The organism is Acidovorax sp. JHL-3, assembly GCF_000526295.1.
Taxonomy (GTDB): Bacteria; Pseudomonadota; Gammaproteobacteria; order Burkholderiales; family Burkholderiaceae_C; genus Acidovorax; species Acidovorax defluvii.
Genome location: NZ_JAFU01000001.1, coordinates 2284244 through 2305802, shown reverse-complemented (window position 1 = coordinate 2305802; position 21559 = coordinate 2284244). Strand labels below are relative to the sequence as shown.

17 protein-coding genes are annotated in these 21559 nt (G+C 61.5%); 9 read left to right on the top strand and 8 right to left on the bottom strand.

Going from position 1 to position 21559, the window contains the following annotated elements; translation table 11 throughout:
- Positions 1-51 precede the first annotated feature (51 nt).
- Positions 52-1272, bottom strand: a complete 1221-nt coding sequence (locus K226_RS0110870) for an MFS transporter (protein ID WP_024814831.1) — start codon at positions 1270-1272, stop codon at positions 52-54.
- Between the two features lie 292 nt (positions 1273-1564).
- Here K226_RS0110870 and K226_RS0110865 point away from each other — a divergent pair, with 292 nt between their 5' ends.
- Positions 1565-2191 (top strand): class I SAM-dependent methyltransferase, encoded by a 627-nt coding sequence (locus K226_RS0110865; protein WP_035241708.1) that lies wholly within the window; start codon positions 1565-1567, stop codon positions 2189-2191.
- Between the two features lie 25 nt (positions 2192-2216).
- A complete protein-coding gene (locus K226_RS0110860) occupies positions 2217-4991 on the top strand; it encodes a cation-translocating P-type ATPase (protein ID WP_024814829.1) in 2775 nt (924 codons plus the stop codon).
- A 20-nt stretch (positions 4992-5011) separates the two neighbouring features.
- Here K226_RS0110860 and K226_RS0110855 read toward each other — a convergent pair whose 3' ends face one another.
- The 3 genes from K226_RS0110855 to K226_RS0110845 form a co-directional block, all read right to left on the bottom strand.
- Positions 5012-5995, bottom strand: coding sequence for a cation diffusion facilitator family transporter (locus K226_RS0110855; RefSeq protein WP_024814828.1), 984 nt, complete (start codon positions 5993-5995; stop codon positions 5012-5014).
- Positions 5996-6218: 223 nt separating this feature from the next.
- Positions 6219-7265, bottom strand: coding sequence for a DMT family transporter (locus tag K226_RS0110850; RefSeq protein WP_051463475.1), 1047 nt, complete (start codon positions 7263-7265; stop codon positions 6219-6221).
- Between the two features lie 525 nt (positions 7266-7790).
- Complete coding sequence (locus K226_RS0110845) at positions 7791-8951, bottom strand: DUF4382 domain-containing protein (RefSeq protein ID WP_024814826.1); 1161 nt, start codon at positions 8949-8951, stop codon at positions 7791-7793.
- 329 nt (positions 8952-9280) lie between these two features.
- On the opposite strand from K226_RS0110845, the gene K226_RS0110840 reads away from it, so the two are divergent.
- Positions 9281-9904, top strand: a complete 624-nt coding sequence (locus K226_RS0110840) for a PEP-CTERM sorting domain-containing protein (RefSeq protein WP_081739364.1) — start codon at positions 9281-9283, stop codon at positions 9902-9904.
- 253 nt (positions 9905-10157) lie between these two features.
- Here K226_RS0110840 and K226_RS0110830 read toward each other — a convergent pair whose 3' ends face one another.
- Positions 10158-11357, bottom strand: a complete 1200-nt coding sequence (locus K226_RS0110830) for a DUF5666 domain-containing protein (protein ID WP_024814824.1) — start codon at positions 11355-11357, stop codon at positions 10158-10160.
- Positions 11354-12247, bottom strand: coding sequence for a DUF6502 family protein (locus K226_RS0110825; protein ID WP_024814823.1), 894 nt, complete (start codon positions 12245-12247; stop codon positions 11354-11356). Before K226_RS0110825 ends, K226_RS0110830 begins: the two co-directional genes overlap by 4 nt.
- 242 nt (positions 12248-12489) lie before the next feature.
- On the opposite strand from K226_RS0110825, the gene K226_RS0110820 reads away from it, so the two are divergent.
- From K226_RS0110820 to K226_RS0110800, 6 genes are read left to right on the top strand one after another with little or no spacing between them, the layout of a single operon-like run.
- Positions 12490-12897: a type IV pilin protein gene (locus tag K226_RS0110820; protein WP_024814822.1), complete on the top strand. Its 408-nt coding sequence runs from the start codon at positions 12490-12492 to the stop codon at positions 12895-12897.
- 4 nt (positions 12898-12901) lie between these two features.
- Entirely contained in the window at positions 12902-13399 is a 498-nt protein-coding gene (locus tag K226_RS19500) for a GspH/FimT family pseudopilin (protein ID WP_369795430.1), read from the top strand.
- Positions 13396-13959 carry a type IV pilus modification protein PilV gene (pilV, locus tag K226_RS0110815; protein ID WP_238324220.1) on the top strand — a complete coding sequence of 188 codons (564 nt, stop codon included), beginning with the start codon at positions 13396-13398 and terminating at the stop codon, positions 13957-13959. Before K226_RS19500 ends, pilV begins: the two co-directional genes overlap by 4 nt.
- Entirely contained in the window at positions 13956-14993 is a 1038-nt protein-coding gene (locus K226_RS0110810) for a PilW family protein (RefSeq protein ID WP_238324219.1), read from the top strand. The genes pilV and K226_RS0110810 overlap by 4 nt, the downstream gene beginning before the upstream one ends.
- Positions 14990-15553 carry a PilX N-terminal domain-containing pilus assembly protein gene (locus tag K226_RS0110805; protein ID WP_024814819.1) on the top strand — a complete coding sequence of 188 codons (564 nt, stop codon included), beginning with the start codon at positions 14990-14992 and terminating at the stop codon, positions 15551-15553. Before K226_RS0110810 ends, K226_RS0110805 begins: the two co-directional genes overlap by 4 nt.
- Positions 15554-15577: 24 nt before the next feature.
- The gene (locus K226_RS0110800) at positions 15578-18580 is read left to right on the top strand and encodes a pilus assembly protein (RefSeq protein WP_024814818.1); all 3003 of its coding nucleotides are present in this window, start codon (positions 15578-15580) and stop codon (positions 18578-18580) included.
- A gap of 196 nt (positions 18581-18776) precedes the next feature.
- On the opposite strand, the gene K226_RS0110795 is transcribed toward K226_RS0110800, so the two are convergent.
- Both K226_RS0110795 and K226_RS0110790 read right to left on the bottom strand, forming a co-directional pair.
- Positions 18777-20390 carry an ABC transporter ATP-binding protein gene (locus tag K226_RS0110795; protein ID WP_035241696.1) on the bottom strand — a complete coding sequence of 538 codons (1614 nt, stop codon included), beginning with the start codon at positions 20388-20390 and terminating at the stop codon, positions 18777-18779.
- Positions 20391-20482: 92 nt separating this feature from the next.
- Positions 20483-21550 (bottom strand): ABC transporter permease, encoded by a 1068-nt coding sequence (locus K226_RS0110790; protein WP_035241003.1) that lies wholly within the window; start codon positions 21548-21550, stop codon positions 20483-20485.
- Between the last annotated feature and the right edge of the window lie 9 nt (positions 21551-21559).

Here is a 21559-nt window from a genome sequence, read left to right as displayed (position 1 = left end):
CAATGTAAGTTGTTGCCGCAGACCTGTTACCAAAAAACCGCAAACGGGCTGTCAGCGTGACAGCACGGCGGCAGGTTTCACCGCCATGAACACCACCATGGCCGCCACCGACAACGCGGCACCCAGCCCAAAAGCCAGGCCCGGCGCCACCGCCCACAGCGCGCCGGCCATCAGCGATGCGGGCAAATACAAGCTGCCCGTGACAAAGTTATAAACGCCCACGGCCGTGGCCCGGCGCTCGGGCTCCAGGTCGGCGATGAAGGCCTTGCTTTGCGACTCTTCGATGGCATAGAACACGCCATACAGGCAAAAGATGCCCACCATTTCCCAGCGGCTGTCGGCCGCCACCAGCCACAGGTTAAGGGCCGCATACAGCGCATAGCCCAGCACCACGATGCGGCTGCGCCCTACCCTGTCGCCCAGCCGTCCCACCAGCGGTGCTGCCACCACGCAAACCACGTTGAACAGTGCATACAGCAGCACGATGTCGGTCATGCCAAAGCCCACGTCGTGGGCCTTGAGCAAAACAAAACCGAGGCTGAAATACGCCAATGCAAACACCCCCGCCGGCAGCAAAAACCGCTTGAACGGCGTGCTGAGCTGCTGCCAATTCTGGCGCACGCTCTCGCGCGCATGGGGCTGACCGCGCTGGTCGGGGATGCGCGTGAGCACCACCACGGCCACCACTGCCGGCACAAAGGCCACCAGAAACAGCAGGCTGTAAGTGCTGGCCGATTCACCCAGCGATTTGAGCAGCGCATAAGCCACCAGCGGGCCCAGCACGGCGCCCGATTTGTCCAGCGCCTTGTGCACCCCAAAGGCGTAGCCCCGCGATTCTTTGGCGGCAATCGACGACAGCCAGGCATCGCGCGGCGGGCCGCGAAAGCCCTTGCCCAGCCGCTCGACAACGCGAAAGATCGACAACCCCACGATGGACGACGACACCAGCAAGATCAGCTTGGCCAGTGTCGAAAATGCATAACCTGCCGTGGCAAACCACTTGCGCCGGCCGCTGCGGTCCGACAGCCAGCCCGCCAGGTAATTGAGCGACGAGGCCGAAAAATCCGCCATCCCCTCGATCAGCCCCAGCAGCGCGGTGGATGCGCCGGCCACCGTGGTGAAGAAAACCGCAAACACCGAGAAGATCATCTCGGAGCTCAGGTCGGTGAGAAAACTCACCAGGCCGAGCTTGAGCACATCCGGGTGCAGTTTGGCGCGGCGGGTTCGGGCGTTGGCCTCTGTGGCGGGTGATTCTGCCGTGGGCAGGCTCATGGATTTCTTCCAGGGTCGTCAACACCGCCATTGTGATGCGCACCGCAGGCCGCTCCCACCACGCACGGGAACGGCGGATTCGTCATCAGCAGCGCAGAATATTGCTATTATTTTAATAGCTTATAGCGCTTTATAGACAAGGGCTAAAGGCCATTTTTATCATTATTTTTACCAACCAACCAGATAAAAGCCTGTGGCACCATTGCCCCATCACCCCCGGCAACAACAACGGCAGGCGCCCGGCTTGTCCGTTCAATGCCCACAGCACCCGCTATTGCACAAGGCACCCACCATGACCGCAACGCCCTTCACCAACCCCGCAGCCACCTGGAACCAGCGCTATGCCGCCGAGAACCATCTTTTTGGCCAGGAACCCAACGACTACCTGCGCGCGCAGGCCCACCACCTCGCACCCGGTGGCCGCGTGCTGTGCGTGGCCGATGGTGACGGGCGCAACAGCGTCTGGCTGGCACGCCAGGGCCTGCAGGTGGATGCCTTTGACATCTCGGACGTGGGCGTAGCCAAGGCCAGGCAACTGGCGGCAAATGCCCAGGTTGCGGTGAACTACAGCGTGGCCGATTGCGACCAGTGGCCCTGGCCCACTGCCACTTATGACGCCGTGGCGGCCATCTTTGTGCAGTTTGCCGACCCCGCCATGCGCGAACGCCTGTTCGCCAATATGGTGGCTGCACTCAAGCCCGGCGGGGTGCTGGTGTTGCAGGGCTACACCCCCAGGCAACTGGAATACAAGACCGGCGGGCCACCCATCCTGTCGCACCTTTACACGCCAGAGATGATCCGGTCCGCCTTCGCGGGCCTGCAGATCATCGAGCTTCGCGACTATGAAGCGGTGCTGAACGAGGGAACCCAGCACTGTGGCCAGTCGGCGTTGCTGGGGCTGGTGGCGCGCAAGCCATAAGGCACCGCCAAAAGACGCGACGGCCATGCCCACTCCCGAAACCCAGGCGCCCCCTGCGACACCAGCGCGTCAAGGGCTGAGCGCTGCCGAGGCGGCCCGCCGCCTCGCCACCGAAGGCCCCAACCTGCTGCCGGGCAGCGCGCCCAAGTCCACGCTGGCCATCGTGCGGGACGTGGTTACCGAGCCCATGTTCCTCATGCTGCTGGCCGCTGGCAGCATCTACCTGGCGCTGGGCGACCGGGGCGAGGCGCTGTTCTTGCTGGGCTTTGTGTTTGTGGTCATCGGCATCACGCTGGCGCAAGAACGCAAGACCCAGCGCGCGCTCGAATCCCTGCGCGACCTGTCGGCCCCGCGCGCGCTGGTGATCCGCGACGGGCAGGAACAGCGCATTGCCGGGCGCGAGGTGGTGCGCGGCGATCTGCTCGTGCTGCACGAGGGCGACCGCATTGCCGCCGACGCGCTGCTGCTCGACGGCCAGCTCGAAGTGGACGAATCCCTGCTCACCGGCGAAGCCGTGCCCGTGGCCAAACTGCCCTTGGCACAAGACAGCCAGAACGCGCAGGCATCTGCCAGCGCGGGGGCCCCGGCCGCCAACGCCGGGCCGCCCCAAGCCAGGCCAGCCCCCTCGGGGGACAACGCAGCACACGAAGTGGCAAGCGTGGGGGCCCCGGCCGCCAACGCCGGGCCGCCCCAAGCCAGGCCAGCCCCCTCGGGGGGCAGCGCAGCACACGAAGTGGCAAGCGTGGGGGCCATCTACGCCAGCACCGTGGTCACGCGCGGCGTGGCGGTGGCGCAGGTGTGCGCCACCGCCGCCCACACGGCCGTGGGGCGCATTGGCGCCGACATTGCCGCCACGGTAGAGCCGCCTTCTGCGCTGCAGCAGGGCTCGCGCCGACTGGTGCGCAATCTCGGAATTGGCGCGCTGGTGCTGGCGCTGGCCCAGGTACTGCTGGGTTGGTGGTGGAACGGCCGCCCGCTGCTCGAAAGCCTGTTGTCGGGCATTGCGCTGGCCATGGCCATCCTGCCCGAGGAGATTCCGGTCATCCTGACCGTGTTTCTGGCGCTGGGAGCGTGGCGCATTTCGCACCAGAAGGTGCTGACGCGGCGCGTGACCGCTGTTGAGGCGCTGGGCGCCATCACGGTGCTGGCAGTGGACAAAACAGGCACGCTCACCATGAACCGCATGGCCGTGGCCGAGCTGACCAGCGGCGAGCAGCATTTCCGGCCCGAAAGCGCCAGTGAACTGCCCGAGCACTTTCACCTGCTGACCGAATTTGCCATGCTGGCCACGCCCGCCGACCCGTTCGACCCGATGGAAAAGGCCATCCAGCATTTTGGCCACCAGTGGCTGCAGGGCACCGAGCATGTGCACGATGGACGCGAACCCGAGTTTGAATACGCCCTCTCGGGCGAGATTCTGGCCATGACGCGCGTGTTTGCCAGCGACGAGCCCAACGTGCACCTGCTGGCCACCAAGGGCGCGCCCGAGGCCGTGGCCGACCTGTGCCACCTTGACGCCACGCAGCAGGGCGCCATCCGCCACCAAGTGGAGGCCATGGCCGAGCGCGGCCTGCGCGTGCTGGGCGTGGCGCGCGGCCGCTGGAAAGGCGCAGCCCCGGCACCCGGCCAGAGCCCGCCGTGGCCGCAAAGCCAGCACGATTTCGACTTTGATTTTCTCGGCCTGGTGGCCCTGGCCGACCCGCCGCGCACCGAGGTGCCCGCCGCACTGGCCGAGTGCCGACGTGCCGGTGTCCGCGTGATCATGATGACCGGCGACCACCCCGCCACGGCCCGCGCCATCGCCCAGCAGGTCGGCCTGTCAGACCGCCCTGACGTCATCACCGGCGCGGAGCTGGAGGCGCTGGACGATGCCGCCCTCAGCGAGCGGCTGCGCCATGTGGACCTGTGCGCGCGCCTCAAGCCCCAGCACAAGCTGCGCCTGGTGCAACTGCTGCGCGCCAGCGGGGAGGTGGTGGCCATGACCGGCGACGGCGTGAACGATGCGCCCGCCCTCAAGGCCGCCGACGTGGGCATTGCCATGGGCGAGCGCGGCACTGACGTGGCGCGCGAGGCCGCCGCGCTGGTGCTGCTGGACGACAGCTTTGCCCGCATCGTGGCTGCCATCCGCCAAGGGCGGCGCATTGACAGCAACATCCGCAAGGCCGTGCGCTTTGTGTTTGCCGTGCATGTGCCCATCATCGGGCTGGCGCTGGTGCCCACGCTGCTGCACTGGCCGGTGCTGCTGCTTCCGGTGCACATCGTGCTGCTGGAGTTGCTGATCGACCCGGCCTGCTCCATCGTCTTCGAAGCCGAGGCCGAAGACAGCGACACCATGGCACGCGCACCGCGCCCGGTCTCCGACTCGCCCTTTGCGGCCGCACCGTTGCTGTGGTCGGTGCTGCAAGGCCTGGGCCTGGCGGCAGTGCTGCTGGGCGGCCAGGCCTGGCTGGTGCACCAGGGCTGGCACTCCAACCAGGGACGCACCGTGGTGTTTGGCACGCTGGTGCTGTGCGTGCTGTTGCTGATTTTGGCCAACCGGGATCTGTCGCGCCCCGCGCTGCTGGGCGTGACCGACCCGAACCCCTGGCTTTGGCGCATTGCCGCCGCGATGGTGGTGCTGCTGGCTGCGGTGATGGGCATTGCCTGGCTGCGCCATCTGATGGGGCTGGCCTTGCCCGGCGCCCAGGGTGCCGTGGTGGCCGGTTGCCTGCTGGCGCTGTGCCTGGTGTGGCTGGAGCTGGTGCGGCTGGCGGGCCGACACCAGCGCCACACCGCCTCCGGCGCGCGTGGCACAGCCTGATTCGACGCTTCGCTGATTCGCTACCGCGTTGGCGCGCCATGCGCGCTGCGCACGGGCGGCGCAGGATGGTCCAGGTCGGGCTTGCGCCAAGGGTCCACATGGGTCATGAGGTTGAGCACCCGGTGGCGCTGCAACACGCGCTGGCGCGCCAGCACCGCAATGTCATGGCCCGCCTCGACGGTGAGGGCTGCATTCACCTCCAGATGGGCGTCCACCACAATCATGTCGCCCATCTTGCGCGTGCGCACATCGTGGACGCCGCTCACGCCAGGTGTCTCCAGCAGCGTCTGGCGAATGGCCTGCACTTCCTGTTCGTCCACCGATCGGTCCATCAGGTCGTGCAGCGCATCCCAGCCAAACTGCCAGCCCATCTTGGCCACCATGAAGCCCACGATGAGCGCGGCAATGGGGTCCAGGATGGGATAACCCGCCAGGTTGCCCGCAATGCCGATGCCCACCACCAGCGACGAAGCCGCATCCGAGCGCGCGTGCCAGGCATTGGCCACCAGCATGCTCGATTTGACGCGCTTGGCCACGGCCAGCATGTAGCGAAACAGCAGTTCTTTGCCCACCAGCGCGGCACCCGCCACCCACAGGGCGATCACATGCACTTGCGCAATGGCCTCGGGGTTCTCCAGCTTGACCACCGCCGACCACACCATGCCCACGCCCACACCCAGCAGCAGCAGGCCCAGCACCAGCGAAGCTGCCGTCTCGAAGCGGTGGTGGCCGTAAGGGTGGCCCTCGTCCGCGTCTTTTTGGGAGTGGTGGTTGGCAAAAAGCACCACGAAATCAGCCACCAGGTCGGACAGCGAGTGGATGCCGTCGGCTATCAGGCCCTGCGACTTGGCCAGCACCCCCACCACGATCTGGATGGTGGACAACACCAGGTTGACGCCCACGCTCACCCAGGTGCTGCGCGATGCGGCGGCCGAGCGCTGCGCGGGGGTGTGCTCGGAGTCTTCGGAGTCTTCGGAGTCGTCAGAAAAATCGTTGAATTTCATGGTGCGGCGTGTGGGGAGGGCTGAGAGAGCAAGGAAAACCGCCTTGGTCATCGCCTGAATGGATGCGCGCGTGTGTGGCGCTGGCGCGTATTTTGCCCGGTGCCTGCTTCCGACTGTGCAAGGGTGCGCTCGTCCAGGCGTGTCTTTGATCCGATCACCCGCCGCAAAGCCGCAGCGCATCCAGGCGACCCCAGGGCGCAAGCCGCTTGAAGGCCACTCCGTATCAATGCCGGTGCGTGTGGTGGGCATCGGGCACATGGGCATGGGTGTGCGACTGGGCCCCATGCTGGTGCCAATGGCTGTGGCTGCCCTGAGGCATCGGGGAGTGGGCGTGGTTGTGGTGCCCGTCGTCGTGCCGGTGTGCGTGTTCGTGCTCGGTGGCCTCGTGGTCATGCGGGTGCTCGTGCGTTTCGGCCAGGTGCAACACCACCCCGGCCACCATCAGCAGGCCGCCCACCACCACCAGCCCACCGGCAGTGCGGTCGCCCATGGCAAACGCCAGCACCGCGCCGATGAACGGCGCAAACGCAAACACCGAACCCGTGCGCGCCGCGCCAAACGCGCGCTGCGCCAGCAGGTAACAACGCAGGCTGAGCCCATAGCCCGTGGCCCCCACAGCCACCATGCCCCAGGCCGCCGCCGCAGTGGGCATGGGCTCGCCCAGGCCCCAGGCCAGCACCGCCGTGGCGCTGGCGCCCAGCGCCGCCTTGACCAGCACCACCTGCGCCGGGTCACGCTCGGCCAGGGCGCGCGACAAGGTGTTGTCCGCCCCCCAGGCCATCGTGGCCAGCAAAACAGCCAGCAGACCGGCCAGCTCCACGCCCCCCAGGCGCCCCTGGTCCACCACCAGCGCCACGCCCCCGGCCAGCAGCAACAGCATTGCCGCCCACACCCGCCGGTCCATGGTTTCGTGGTACAGACGCCAGGCCAGCAGCGCGGTGAAAAGCGCCTCCAGCGTCAGCATCAACGATGCGCTGCTGCCACTGGTGCGCTGCAGCCCCCAGGCCAGCGCCACCGGCCCCACCACCGCTCCCAAACCCGCCATGGCCAGCAGGCGGGACGTGTCGGCCCGTCGCAAGCGTGCCTCTTGCTGCACCGGCTTGCGCAACACCGCCCCCATGCCGGCAGCACCGGCATACAGCAACGCCGCCGTGCTGAAAGCGCCCAGGCCAGCGCCCAGGTGCTGCACCAGCGGCGTGCTGACGCCAAACAGCACCGCCGCCAGCAGCGCCAGGGCACCCCCACGCAAGGCGGGTCCGTGAACAGGCAACACAAAAACTCCTGATTTGATAGCTGATGGCGCTTATTGCAAAGGCGTCAACGCCACTTTTTTATCAAACCGTGGCGCCAGACTGCATTATTGACCCGTTCAACGCAATCAGGCCGATTCGCCCAACACGCCGCCAACAACAGCCATCGCTGCCGCGACGCAACGGCCAGCAGTCGCGGTCGCGGTCGCAGTCGCAGTCGCAGTCGCAGTCGCAGCCGGGCGTAATCCGATCATTCGGCCAGGCACAAGCGCTCCGGTGCGATAGCACTCCCCAACCGGCCGTGCACACCCCCAATTGGGTCAATTGCACGCGGGCAAGCCTGCGTCCTTGTGCAACTGGGGCAACGCAGAGGCTGCTTGGTTGCGACTTGCGCTCGTCCACCGCCTCCCAAAAGAACGGGGGCTGTGCGCAAGCAACAGCCCCCGGGGTTGACACTGAATTTTTCGCTCGTGGCGCTTTACAGAAAAGCGCTGGAAGCCATTTCGACTAGAAATCGACCGCCACCCAGCACCTCCTGCGATGCGTCAGGGGAACGTGAAGTTGGCGGTAGTGCTGCCACCAGCGGTGAGCGGGGGCAACACGGTTTGCTTGTCCGCGAACCCTGGCAGGCTGGCGCGCAGGGTATAACGGGCGGCCGCTTGCGTATCGGCAGCGAACACCAGCGGTGCGGGCGCTGCGGCATAGGCCCCCACCATCGGCGCATTGACCGGCAGCGAGAAGGCATAGGCGCCGGTGACGCTGTTCACATACGCTCCGTCGATCTCCACGGTGCCGGCCGCCGTGAGCGGCTGCATGGCGCGCACCAGGGTGTCAGCTGGTGCAGTGCCCGAAACGGTGGCGCTGGCCGAGGGTGCAAGAGCGATAGGCAAAGCCACGCTGGCCACCGGGGTCACGGTTTCTGCCACCACAGGCACGCCCGTAACCACGGCGGTAGTGCGCCCAGGGGCGGCCATGACCAGGGTGTAGTTGCCTGGCGCCACGGGCTGCAGCAGGAACTTGCCCGTGCTGTCGGGCACGGTGGCCTTGATGATGGTGCCATTGAGCTGCAGCGACACCCGGGTGGCGCCTGCCCCCAGGGCCGAGTCCACATAACCCTGCACACCGGACACATAACGTGGAATGACGGTGACCACCGGCTTGAGCAGGTACTGGCCCGACGCCCCGGCCTGCACCACCGACTTGCAGGCATCGAAGTCCAGCACGAAGTCGGCCATCTTGTTCTCGGCGATGTCGATGTTGATGTTGGTCTTCACGCCCGATTGCTGGCCGCTGGGCGTCTTCAGTGCCACTTCGCTGCCTCCGGTGGGCCATACGGCATTGGCCAGTGGCTGGCTGGTGCTGTTGTCGGCCAGCACCAGACGCATCTGGGTGTATTTGCCTGTGGGCAGCGGAATCTGCCCCAGTTCCATCAGCACGCCATTGGTCAGGCTGAGCAGGTCCACGCGCTTCGCGGGGTTCAGCACAACTTCGGACCAGCCGGCATCGGCATCACTGGCGCTGCTGCTCTGGTGCACACGCACTTTCGAGACAGTCACATGGACGGAGTCGTAGCCGCAGCTGGGCGCGTCGGTCAGCGCCAGGCGCAGCGTGCCGCTGCCCGTGCTGTCACCGCCACCGCCACAGGCAGCCAAGCCGGCCAGCAGGGCGGCGCCTATGGTGCATTTGAGACTTTGGAGAATTTTCATAGAGGACCTCTCTGGGAATGGCGCACTGTCAATGCAAAGCGCATAAATGTGAATTTTTCACACCGAGAGGTTAACTACTCCAAGACCCCGAAGCTGTAGGACACAGCCTTCAGCAGGGAAACAATCGTAACTGCGTGTGAATAAGTGCTGTAACTACCGCGCAATCCATAGTCGGCTCAAATGTGTGTCGGATTTTTTGACATTACGCCGAAGACGAAACGGAGTCAGCACTGCAAATCGTTGTCAGATATGGGAAAACTTCACAGGCACGCATATTGCACAGCCCTTCACGACTCGAGCCGTCGCACGAGTAACAGGAGTGAAAAATCATGAACACCAAAATTCTTGCGGTAACGCTCGGTATGGCAGGCCTTGCGTTTGGTGGTGGCGCATCTGCCAACGTCGTTACTTTGAACGCCGTGCCTGGCAATCTTTACCAACAGACCGTTCAAAGCCCATGCATCTTCAGCAACCCCTCTTGTACAAATGGAGGATTTGCTTCAACGGCCTTGCCCACAGGCGGCAATGTGAACGGCTACGATGCTCTTTCACCTCTTTACAGCGGCCAGACACTTCTCAACATCATTGGAGCCGGCAACTCCCTCCTGATTGGTCTTGATATCAATGAGGGTGGGCCTGCACAAACGCTGACCGCTTTCTATATGCTGTTGAACAACAGCGTCGTAGATACATTTTCGACAACCGCTACGGGCAATGTGCCAGCGGGTAATAACGGGAATGGCTACGCCGACTACCTACTCGGCAACTTTTCTTCATTTTCCGCAACCGATACGGTCCAGTTCCGCTTCGTCTTCAACAATGCGAACGATGGCACCGAAAACCTTTTCGTGATCGGTGCACCCGGTAGTACAGTTCCCGAGCCAGCCACGCTGGCACTTCTGGGCTTGGGCTTGCTGGGTGCGCACTTTGCGCGCCACCGCCGCAGCAGCTGACCAACTCGCGACTGTCGGCTCCAAGCGGAGCCTACACGGCCAATGCCGCTCAGCTAACGTTGAGCGGTTTTTTTCTGCCCAAACGATGGTAGTGACCATTCTTTACTTCGACGGCACCCACCGGATTTTTGAGACGGCAGGTCAAGCGTCGGAATTTTTGACACATGACATGGGGCCTGCATTGGCTGACAACTGAAGTGTTGCTGCTTGCACTCCACTTCAACTGCCCCCAACCCAAAGAGCATGCAGCGTTTCATTCATACCGGATCTCCTCGGCCTGAAGCACCCCCGAGATCACCTGGCTACCCCGCACAGTAACTCGCACACCGTTACGTATGCTTGTCGGGGAACCATTGATGAACACCACGTTGTTTCCCGAGGCACTGACCGGTTGTCCGTTGACAAGGAAATCCGCTATCGACTGGTAGGCTCCAACAGCACCTATCAACTCAAAGGAAGCCGGCCCCCCTGTACCAGGAACATGTCGAATGCGCGCTCGCGATGCCATCAACACACCGTCGACCATAGTTCCTGCTACCTCCAGCTTGACACCGTTACCGATACTAGCGGATGGTCCGCCGGTAATCCGCGCAGATGCGGCGTTCACTCGTACTCCGTAAAGAACGAAATCAGAACTCAAGCTGCTGAAATTCGACACGATCCCCAGCAGATTGGCGGCAAATTTGCCAACCGTCGGCAAGACATGGCCAGGCCGAATCTGTTGAGCACTGACAACACCATTGACTGGCATGGCGGTGGTGCGGACATAAACAGTCATGCCGTTTACCAGAGAAGCGCTTTCCAAGTCGCCAATGAAGAATGCAGCGCCGAAGTTAACAAGCTGCCCGTCGAGACGGAAAGTCTTGGATGAAAAATCAATTTCCTGAATGGCGCCCACAATGATCAAAGGACCGCCTGAATCCACGCGCTCAATGCGACTTGCGCGCCATCGCCCGTCTGCAACAGGCAGGGCATAGACCTGCACATTCGCCCCCCTCGGGATAGTCGACAGTGCGGTAAAGCCGTCATAAACCGTTGCCTCATCTACCGAAATTCTGCTACCCCATAGCCCGAATTCGGCCGCGACGACATCAATCGCTGTCACGGACCCTCGGAATTCGGGGACCGAAAGCACCGTGGTCGCGATGCCTGTGGTTAGGTCTGAATTAATGGTGCCACTTACCATTACCGTCATCCCCAAACGCAACGAATCCGCATCTTCGGTGCTGATCTGAGCAGCGTCAGTGGCAAATCGCACGCCGTTGACAATCACACTGCCGAAGCCATCCACAACACCAACTCCGACTGCAGAAGTGCTAATACCGGTGCCCCCGGAACCTACCCCGCCTCCACTACCAGAACCTCCCATGCCAGCAACGGAGACGCCACCACCGCCACAGGCTGCCAGCACCAGCAACAGCGTTAGCAATACGGATCGAATAAATACATTCATGAGGCTTGTCCTCGATTTCCTGTCATTGAATCAGGGGCATCCGACAGATCAACGCCTTTTTCTGTATGAATCTCTGGGGCATCCGTGGAATGTGATGAACCCCGTTCATCTTCGTAGTACGTGTAGATCCCAACGCGCATGCGCCCTACTCCTTGCCCATCACTCTGCTGAACCGCATCCGTCATCTCCCGTACGAGTCGGTGGTGAACAGCGTCCCAATGCTCGCGAGTGAGCTGATGTATGCGCTCGCAATCGCCAAGTGTCAAACCCGAAGCATAGACCGCTCGCTCGAGCATGCGAGGCTGCTCACCTAGCGTGTTGGAGACTGCTGCCTGCAAATGATCACGCACGTTGTCGCCCAAAAAGGCAAGCATGTCGCGCAGGCTGGCAGTCGGCAAAAAACTGTCCCCCAGCAAGTGAACCTCGCCCTCGGAAAGAGCGACCAGATTGAGCCTCTGCAACTCTTCCAATACGGTGCGATGGTGAACGTTGCCACGGGTGGCAAACCGCGCCAGTAATTCAAAGGAATGACCGTCCCCTGAATCCGCCAAAGGCAACTTGCGCATCGACTCGTCCTCTGCAACAACTTGCATCCAAGCGGTATAAGCCTTCGCCGCAGCTGAGCTTTCCGTTGCAGGCAAGACAGTCCGGGTATCACGCACCCGGGCTGTCACATCCTTGCGATTTAGCCCCGTGGTGGTGGACAACTGACTGAGATTGGGTTTCGCGCCACCCTTTTTGAGCCAGAGATTCCGAGCTTCATCGACAAGCAGGTCGCGCAGCACTTCTTCGAGCTGAGGATGCTTCAGACCCATTGCCAAGGCAAGACGCACCGCCGGCCGCAGGATGCGGGCAAATGCAGCTTGGGTCCAGGTAAGTCGATCTTGCATGAATGGTTGGAGTAACCGGACATTTTCCGCGAGTTTCGCAGCATGTGCCATCCCACCATGCGGTATCTCGCTCAATGGTGTGTCGCCAATCCAACAATCGTAGGAACACAGCCTCCTACCGCATGTCAGCTATTCCCTACCGGTCATCCCAACCAACCTATTGCATTAAGCTGCAACAACTTTTTTACATGTGATAAATTCACACACAAATCAATGCTGCTACTTGGCAAAGGAAAAACGGCATGGAACAAAATAAAGGGTTTACCCTTATAGAACTGATGATCACAGTGGCAGTCATCGGTATCTTGGCGGCCATTGCCTATCCGTCTTATCAGGACCAAGTGCGCAAATCACGCCGGGCCGAGGCGCAATCGGTGCTTATGAACATTGGCACGCGCCAACAACAGATGCTGCTGGACGCACGAAGCTATGCAGCAACGGCTGCTTCGCTCGGCATCACTATCCCCCCCCAAATCACTCCCCACTACACGATCGGCGTGAGCGCACCAGCCAGCACGCCGCCGTCGTTCATCGCAACGGCCACGCCACAAGGTGACCAAACCAAAGACAAGTGCGGCACGTTGGGTGTGAACCACACCGGAACAAAGACCGCAGTGAAAAACGGAAGCGCCCAGACGGGCTGCTGGTAGAGGAATGACCATGAGCACCGCCAGACGCCGCCCTGCCCTCGGTTTTACGCTCATTGAGTTGATGGTGGCGGTTGCCGTATTGGCTGTAATAGTGTCGCTAGCATCCCCCTCGTTTCGCGCCCTCCTGGAAGCACAGCGCATGCGCTCAGCCGCCTTTGACTTGATGGCCGACCTCACGCTGGCACGCAGTGAAGCACTGAAACGCGGGGAAATATCCACACCGGTCACGCTTACCAGAGACGCAAGCAACGCCACAGGCCGGTGGGAGTCGGGTTGGAGCGTTACTGTGGGAGCAGAGGTGCTCAGCAGAAAAAGCGCTGTGGGTTCAGGTGTAGCCATCAGCGGTCCGGCAACCATCACATTCGACCGCAACGGTCGGGCGTCCAACCTCACCAACGTAGCTCGGTTTGCATTCACGAGCAGCAGCGCTGCACATAACCGCTGCATCTCTATCGACCCATCGGGCCGCCCCAAAAGTTCTACCGCTGTGTGTCCAACATGACAAAACAGGTCTGCACTCAAAAGGGCGTCGCCCTGATCGAAGCACTGATCGCTATGTTGATCGTCGCTTTTGGCACGTTGGGCTTCATAGGCTTGCAGGCACGTACCAAGGTGGCCAATCTGGAGGCATATCAACGCTCGCAAGCGCTCATCTTGGTCAATGATATGGCTGAACGCATCAACCTGAATCGTGCGAGCGCGGCATCGTACGTCAGCGACGACATTGGCGCCACGCCCCCAGGCGATTGCACCGACACCTCGCTCACACCAGCACAGAAAGACCTTTGCGATTGGGCCAATGCCATCCTAGGGGCAGGAGAAAAACAAGGCAGCACTATGGTGGGAGCCATGCTGAATGCGCGCGGTTGTATTACCACCCCTTCGGCTAATTTCTACCAAGTATCGATCGCATGGCAAGGCATCCAAGCTACAAGCGCCCCGGTCGATTTGTGTGGAAAAAACGACTTCAGCAGCGAAGACATGCGACGAACCGTTTCGGTAGTGGTGCAAGTTGGTTCGCTGTTGGTAATAACGCCGGCCCCACCTGCTTCGACGCCATGAAAACCCTTCCACACGCAATGCACCAATACAAGGTGCGCCCCCGGCAGAAGGGATTTTCGCTGATCGAACTGATGGTGGGGATGACCGTCGGGCTCATTCTGGTCGCCGGGTTGGCGCTGATGTTTGCCAACTCCAGCCAATCTGGCAACGAACTGGAGAAGAGCATCCGCCAAATTGAGAACGGCCGGTATGCGGTAGAGCTGCTGCATGACGAAATCAGTCTCGCTGGCTACTATGCAGAGATTCCTCTGCATGGCATCACGTACTCCTCCCCAGAGGCTTGCGCAACCAGTGCATTAGGATTTTCATTGACCACTGTGCCAATGCCCATCATGGGCATTTCAGGTTCCGAAGTTAGCGCTACTTGTCTCATCGATCGCCTTGACAACACGCCTGCATTTGTCGTCCACCGTCTGAGCGCCGAAGGTGCACCAGTGAACCCCGCCTCGGCCGCGCTAGGCACGACCTATGTTCAAAGCTCACGCTGCAGCTCAGATGGAGTTCCATTCAAGGCGGCGGCCGCAGGTTCAGCGTCAGCCTTCGACCTCAAGGCCATGGATTGCGCGACCACCAACCCACAAGTACGCCGGTACGTGTCCCGCGTCTATTACCTGGCCAGTTGCAGCGAATGCGGTAGCGTGAGCGATGGCATACCTACGCTGAAGATGGCCGAGCTGCGTGGCACGACCATGGTGGCTGTCCCACTCGTGGAGGGTATTGAAAACATGGTGCTGGAATATGGGTTTGACACGAATGCAGACGGTCAACCCGACGTATTCCAGACGAACCTGAGCACCACAGCAGGGGCGGACAAATGGGACAACGTGGTTGCCGTCCGGCTGCACCTGCTGGCACGCACCGTTGACCGCTCCGCTGATTACAGCGACAGCGACAAAACCTATCAATTGGGTGCAGCGTCTACTGTCTCTGGGGATACCAGCGGATTTAAAAGGCGCGTATACACCAGCACCGTCCGCATCATCAACGAAGCGGGTCGTCGCGAAACTGTCCCCTATACCCCAACATCGCCATGAACGCTCCACTCACTCAGCGCGGCAGCGCCTTGGTGGTCACCTTGATATTTCTGGTGCTGATGAGCCTATTTGCCATCAGCGCCTTTAACAGCACCGGCAGCAACCTTCGCGTGGTGGGCAATACACAGGCACGACAAGAGGCCATGTCGGCCGCAGATTCTGCTTTGGAAGCCGTCATTACAGCAGTCAGTCAGGCGATGGAGAACAAACGCCTGCTTGGCCTTCCACCAGCCTTTGACCCTGTCGCCGTCTCGGCATCCCCCATCGCGGTGGATATCAACGGCGATGGAACATCCGACTACACGGTCAACCTTTCAACGCCGCAATGCTTTCGAGTCTCCGACCACACACCGATGATCGAGATTACCAAAGAGGGCCTACCTCCCAACCACCCCGAAGCATTCTGCCTCGGCGGAGGAGTTTGCCGTGATACCGACTGGAATTTCGCTGCAACGGTCACTGATGCACGAACCAACACCACCGTAACCGCCCATCAAGGTATGACCATCACCCTGCAACTCGCCGAAGCAGCCAACCACTGCACGACCTTGCCACCCTAAGCAACCAAGGAAGGAGAAAACACCATGCTCCGATTTCCCCGACTCCCATCCATCATGGCGTTGGCGATTTGCCTGCTGCCAGCACTGTCGGCCCAGGCCCAATACACCAGTGACATCGACATTTATAGTGGCAATTCGAACACGGACCCCCCAAATGTATTGATCCTCCTGGACAACACGTCCAATTGGAGCACCGCCTTCCCGAATGAAATGGCTGCGCTGAAATCCACGATTGACGGCTTGACAGCCGACAAATTCAACGTCGGTCTGATGTTATTCACCGAAACCGGCGGCACGAACAGCAACGAAGATGGTGGATATGTGCGCGCGGCGATCCGGACGATGGATAGCGAATACAAACGCAAATTCCAGGCCATGCTGGATGGATTCATCGTCAACAGGGACCAGTCGAATGGCGGCAAGGCCGGGAAGACCATGGCCGAGGCCTATTACTACTTCACCGGATCTGCCCCCAACTCCGGCAATAACAAGGTCAAGGCGGACTACACCGGCAATACATCGGGCACACCCTCGTCAACCGCTATTTACAGCAGCCCCGGCAATGCATTGGCCAGCTTTTCTGACACGCGGTATATACCACCGGGCAGCGGCGTATGCGCGCGCAATTACATCATCTACATCAGCAATGGCGCTGCTCAAGACAACGCCAACGACAACACCAATGCATCCAACCGCCTGACGGCCGCCTACGCGGCCGCCAGCATGGCCCGCCCGGCGGACATCACCGGGCTTTCGCCCAATGGCTCACAAGAAAACTTTGCCGATGAGTGGGCCCGGTTCATGCGCAACTCGCCCAGCAATATCACCACCTACACCGTGGATGTCGACAAAGTGACCAACGGACAATCTGGCCCCGGCTGGAGTGCCCTGCTCCGAAGCATGGCGCAGCAAAGCGGTGGCGAGTATTTTTCTGTCAGTTCGAGTGGGACCGAACTGGCCGACAAGCTGTCGTCGATCTTCAATCAAATTCAATCAGTGGACAGCGTCTTTTCTTCCGCGAGTCTCCCTGTCAGTACCAGTGCGCGTGGCAGTTTCGACAACCAGGTGTTCATGGGCATGTTCCGGCCTGACCGGGACTCCCATCCACGCTGGCGCGGTAACCTGAAGCAGTACCAGTTCAAATACGATCCGATTACAGACACCCTTGCCCTGGTCGGTGCCGATGGAGAGGCAGCCATTGGCGACAAAGGGTTCATCTCCACATCAGCAGTCTCGTTCTGGACTTCTACCAGTACCTTCTGGTCCAACCAACAATTGGGTACCCCCCCTTCTTCCTCTGACCGGCCAGATGGAGAAGTGGTGGAGAAAGGTGGTGTCGCGCAGTTGATTCGCACGGCCAATGCAACCACCCAGGCCAATCGCAACCTGTACACCTGTATTAGCTGCGCGCCCAAAACTGAGCTCGCGTCCGCAACAGAGGCCATATTTTCTACCGCGAACAGCGAGATAACGACCATCTCTTCCAACACTACAGAGCGTGATCAAATCATCAACTGGATTCGCGGCACCGACAACGCCAGGGATGAAAACGGCCCCGGTGGAACCACCACGATTCGCCCCAGTGTGCACGGAGACGTTCTTCACTCTCGTCCTGCAGTGGTGAACTATGGCGGAACAACAGGTGTAGTGGTTTTCTATGGCTCCAACGACGGAATGTTGCGCGCCATCAGCGGCAAGCAAAGCGGTACAGGCGCTGGCCAGGAACTCTGGGGTTTTATCCCCGAGGAGCATTTCCCCAAACTCAAGCGGTTGCGCGACAACACGCCAAAAATTCGAATCTCAACGACCAACATGCAGGCGAGTGACTTACCGACGCCGCGAGACTATTTTGTGGATGGCCCCATTGGGCTTTATCAAGAAAAAAATGCCAGTGGTGGCAACACCAAGACTCACCTGTATGTGGCCATGCGCCGTGGCGGCAGGTTTATCTATGCGTTGGATGTGACCGATCCCACTGCTCCCAAATTTCTCTGGAAGAAGTCTTATAAAGACACCAATTTCGAAAAACTGGGACAAACATGGTCAGAACCGGTAGTGGCGAAAATCAAGGGCAATACCAATCCCGTGATCATCATGGGTGCTGGTTATGACGCAGACGCTGAGGATCTTGCAACTGCGGGCACAACGACCATGGGTAACGCAGTGCTGATTCTGGACGCTTTTACCGGCACACACCTTAAAACGCTCAACACCACCCGCAGCGTGGCGGCCGACGTGAATGTTGTGGACTCTGATTCTGACGGATACGTGGATCGCGCTTATGCCGTGGACACTGGGGGCAAGATCTATCGAATTGACCTTGAAACGCCCTCATCATCAGACATATCAGTCTGGAACATTTACACACTGGCGGAATTGAGCGAGACAAGCACCACACGGAAATTTTTCTATCGCCCGGACGTGCTGCGCACCGCAAAATTCACCGCCATCATGGTCGGTTCAGGAGACCGCGAAAAACCTTTGTACACCAGCAGTAACGATGCTTTCTTCACCGTCTTTGACGAAGGAGTACCCAAGGGGACGCCAGCCAAAGCACCGACCACCATTAAAAAGTCAGAGTTGCGCGAGGTGGGCTCAACTGCACAGACCAATCCCAGTCTAGCCAAAGGGTGCTTTATTCCTTTGGCAGCGGGGGAGAAGGTTGTGAATGCATCCACCACCTTCTTGGGAACGACCTATTTTGGGACCAACCAACCTAACAACGGTTCCAACGGCCAAGCATGCACCGCCAACTTGGGCCTAGCCAAAACCTACGCAGCCCCGTTGTTCTGTAGGGCTCCAGAAAGCCAAGACCTGGAAGGCGGCGGCCTGCCCCCCAGCCCGGTGGCCGGATTTGTGACGGTCACTTACACACCGCCCGGATCAGATTCACCCATCACAACGCAAAAACCCTTTGTGATAGGTAAACCGAACCCTAAAAAGTCACCCCTGCAGGCATCCCTCCCCCCCGGCAAGCTGACTATTCCGCAACGGCGCCAATATTGGTATCAACAAAACGCACGCTGAACTGCGTTGACAAAAAAGGCTGACATGATGTCAGCCTTTTTTGTTTGCACTGCAACACCGCTCTGGCCATGAAGAGTGAACAGCGTTTAGAGTCTATGCAATCATCCGGGATTCAACACCTAACCTGTAGGCCGCCTTCTACTGCGGGTGGTGCAATAGATGTAACAACGTGCGCACAACTGGCTGCACACCCTGCTCAGCTTGGCGGAGGCACCATGGCCGCCGCCACCAGCCGCTGCGTGTAGGGGTGTTGCGGCGCATCCAGCACCTGGCTGACGCTGCCGCTCTCCAGCACCTCGCCGTCCTTCATCACCAGCACCTCGTGCGCCATGGCGCGGATCACATCCACATCGTGGGTGATGAGCAGGTAGCTCAGGCCCTTTTCCTTTTGCAGACGCTGCAACAGCGACAGCACCTGCTGCTGGATGGTGACATCAAGCGCGCTGGTGGGCTCGTCGAGCACCAGCACCTGCGGCTGCACGATGAGCGCGCGCGCAATGGCCAGGCGCTGACGCTGGCCACCCGAAAATTCGTGCGGATAGCGCGCCAGCAGGCCGGGGTACTGCGCTTCGGTCAAGCCCACCTCCAAGAGCGCCGCTTCGACACGCGCGCGCCGCTCGGCCACGCCGAGCGCGGCCTCGTGCACCTTGAGGCCCTCGCCCACGATCTCTTCGACCGTGAGGCGCGGCGAGAGCGACGAAAACGGGTCTTGGAACACCACCTGCACGCGCCGGCGCAGCTGCTGGTTGGCGGGCGTGTTGCGGGTGGCGGGCTGCTGCCAGCCCTGTCCCGCCACGGCCAGCGCGCCCCCAAACGGCAGCAGGCCCAAAATGGCCTGCGCCAGTGTGGACTTGCCCGAGCCAGATTCGCCCACCACGCCCAGCGTGCGGCCAGGTAGCAATTGGAGGTTGGCACCCTGCACTGCCACAAATTCGCCTTTTTGGAACCAGCCGCGCACACCGGGCAAGGGCGTGGGGTAGACCACGCGCACGCCCTGGGCCTGCACCACGGGCGCGGTGCCAGCGGGCGGCGCGGCCTCGGCCAAATCGCGCCGGGGCTGGCTGGCAATCAGGCGGCGGGTGTAGTCGTGTTGTGGGGCGCCAAACACATCGGGCACGCGGCCCTGCTCCACCAGCACGCCCTGCTCCATCACGGCCACGCGGTCGGCAAAGCGGCGCACCAGGTTCAGGTCGTGCGTGATGAGCAGCACGGCCATGCCGCTGCTGCGCTGCAAGTCCGCCAGCAGGTCGAGGATTTGGCCACGCAGCGTGACGTCGAGCGCCGTGGTGGGCTCGTCGGCCAGCAGCAGCGCGGGCTCGCTGGCCAGGGCCATGGCGATCATGGCGCGCTGGCGCTGGCCGCCACTGAGCTGGTGCGGAAAGCTGTTGGCACGGCGCTCGGGCTCGGGAATGCCGGTCTTTGCTAGCAATTCGATAGCTGCTTGCGCTGACTGGACGGGCGTTAGAGCCCGTTTTAGCTCCAAAACCTCGGCGATCTGCTGGCCGATGGTCATGAGCGGGTTCAGCGCCGTCATGGGCTCCTGGAACACCATGGCGATCTCGCCACCACGAATTCCGCGCATCTCGCGCTCTGATAAAGAGAGCAGATCACGCCCGCGCAGCATGGCCTGACCGCTGATTTTTGCCTCGCCCGCCAGGCGCAGCAGGCTCAAAGCGGTGATGGTCTTGCCCGAGCCGGATTCGCCCACCAGTGCGAGTTTTTCGCCCTGCGCAATGCTGAAGTTGACGCTGCGCACCACTTCTTTGGCACCAAAGCGCACGATCAGGTCACGCACCTGCAGCAGAGGCATGCTGGCCGCCGAGCCGCCGCCGGGCCGCCCCAAGGCGGCGAGAGCCCCCTTGGGGGGCAGCGAGGACACGCCAGTGCCGAGCGTGGGGGCCGTCATTTGTCTGCCTTTCGGGGGTCGAGCGCATCGCGCAGCGCGTCGCCCATGAAGGTCAGCAGCAGCAGCGTGACCACCAGCACGCCAAAGGTGGACAGCGAGATCCACCAGGCGTCGATGCTGTTCTTGCCCTGCGATAACAGTTCGCCCAGGCTCGGCGTGCCCGGCGGCACGCCCAGGCCCAGGAAGTCGAGCGACGTCAGCGCCAAAATGGCCGCGCTCATGCGGAACGGCAGGAAGGTGACCACTGGCGTCAGGCTGTTGGGCAGGATGTGGCGCCAGATGATCTGCGCATTGCCCACGCCCAGCGCGCGCGCGGCCTTCACGTAGTCGAGCTGGCGGTTGCGCAGGAATTCGGCGCGCACGTAGTCCGAGAGGCCCATCCAGCCGAACAGGCTCAGCAGAATCAGCAGCAGCGAAATGCTGGGCGCGAACACCGCGCTGAAGATGATGAGCAGGTACAGCTCGGGCATGGAGCCCCAGATTTCGATGAAGCGCTGAAAGGCCAGATCCGTCTTGCCGCCAAAAAAACCCTGGATGGCCCCCGTGAGCACGCCCAGCACCACGCCCGTCACCGTGAGCGCCAGCGCGAACAGCACACTCACGCGAAAACCGTAGATGAGCTGCGCCAGCAGGTCGCGTCCCCGGTCGTCAGTGCCCAGCCAGTTGTCCCGCGTGGGCGCCGAAGGGTTGGGCGCCTTGGCGAAGTAGTTGAGCGTGTTCGGGCCGTAAGGGTTGAGGGTGTAGAGCGCCCAGTTGGCGCCCCCCGTGATGCGCTCGCGGATAAAGGGGTCGAGGTAGTCGGCGGGTGTCTCGAAGTCGCCGCCGAAGGTCTTCTCGGGGTAGTCCTTGAGCATGGGAAAGTAGGTCTGCCCCTCGTAGCGCACGATGAGCGGTCGGTCGTTGCTGACCAGCTCGGCGCACAGGCTGACAAGCACCAGTGCACAAAAAATCAGCAGGCTCCAGTAGCCCAGGCGGTTGCGCTTGAAACGCAGCCAGGCGCGGCGGGAGGGGGAAAGCGATGCGGGCGCAACGCCCGCAGCAACCGGAGATGTGATGGAGCCCATGGCCTGCTG

Bases quoted from the DNA above. Each gene is read 5' to 3' on its own strand.
- K226_RS0110870 (WP_024814831.1), bottom strand. From the start codon at position 1,272: ATGAGCCTGCCCACGGCAGAATCACCCGCCACAGAGGCCAACGCCCGA.
- K226_RS0110865 (WP_035241708.1), top strand. From the start codon at position 1,565: ATGACCGCAACGCCCTTCACCAACCCCGCAGCCACCTGGAACCAGCGC.
- K226_RS0110860 (WP_024814829.1), top strand. From the start codon at position 2,217: ATGCCCACTCCCGAAACCCAGGCGCCCCCTGCGACACCAGCGCGTCAA.
- K226_RS0110855 (WP_024814828.1), bottom strand. From the start codon at position 5,995: ATGAAATTCAACGATTTTTCTGACGACTCCGAAGACTCCGAAGACTCC.
- K226_RS0110845 (WP_024814826.1), bottom strand. From the start codon at position 8,951: ATGAAAATTCTCCAAAGTCTCAAATGCACCATAGGCGCCGCCCTGCTG.
- K226_RS0110840 (WP_081739364.1), top strand. From the start codon at position 9,281: ATGAACACCAAAATTCTTGCGGTAACGCTCGGTATGGCAGGCCTTGCG.
- K226_RS0110830 (WP_024814824.1), bottom strand. From the start codon at position 11,357: ATGAATGTATTTATTCGATCCGTATTGCTAACGCTGTTGCTGGTGCTG.
- K226_RS0110825 (WP_024814823.1), bottom strand. From the start codon at position 12,247: ATGCAAGATCGACTTACCTGGACCCAAGCTGCATTTGCCCGCATCCTG.
- K226_RS0110820 (WP_024814822.1), top strand. From the start codon at position 12,490: ATGGAACAAAATAAAGGGTTTACCCTTATAGAACTGATGATCACAGTG.
- K226_RS19500 (WP_369795430.1), top strand. From the start codon at position 12,902: ATGACCATGAGCACCGCCAGACGCCGCCCTGCCCTCGGTTTTACGCTC.
- pilV (WP_238324220.1), top strand. From the start codon at position 13,396: ATGACAAAACAGGTCTGCACTCAAAAGGGCGTCGCCCTGATCGAAGCA.
- K226_RS0110810 (WP_238324219.1), top strand. From the start codon at position 13,956: ATGAAAACCCTTCCACACGCAATGCACCAATACAAGGTGCGCCCCCGG.
- K226_RS0110805 (WP_024814819.1), top strand. From the start codon at position 14,990: ATGAACGCTCCACTCACTCAGCGCGGCAGCGCCTTGGTGGTCACCTTG.
- K226_RS0110800 (WP_024814818.1), top strand. From the start codon at position 15,578: ATGCTCCGATTTCCCCGACTCCCATCCATCATGGCGTTGGCGATTTGC.
- K226_RS0110795 (WP_035241696.1), bottom strand. From the start codon at position 20,390: ATGCCTCTGCTGCAGGTGCGTGACCTGATCGTGCGCTTTGGTGCCAAA.
- K226_RS0110790 (WP_035241003.1), bottom strand. From the start codon at position 21,550: ATGGGCTCCATCACATCTCCGGTTGCTGCGGGCGTTGCGCCCGCATCG.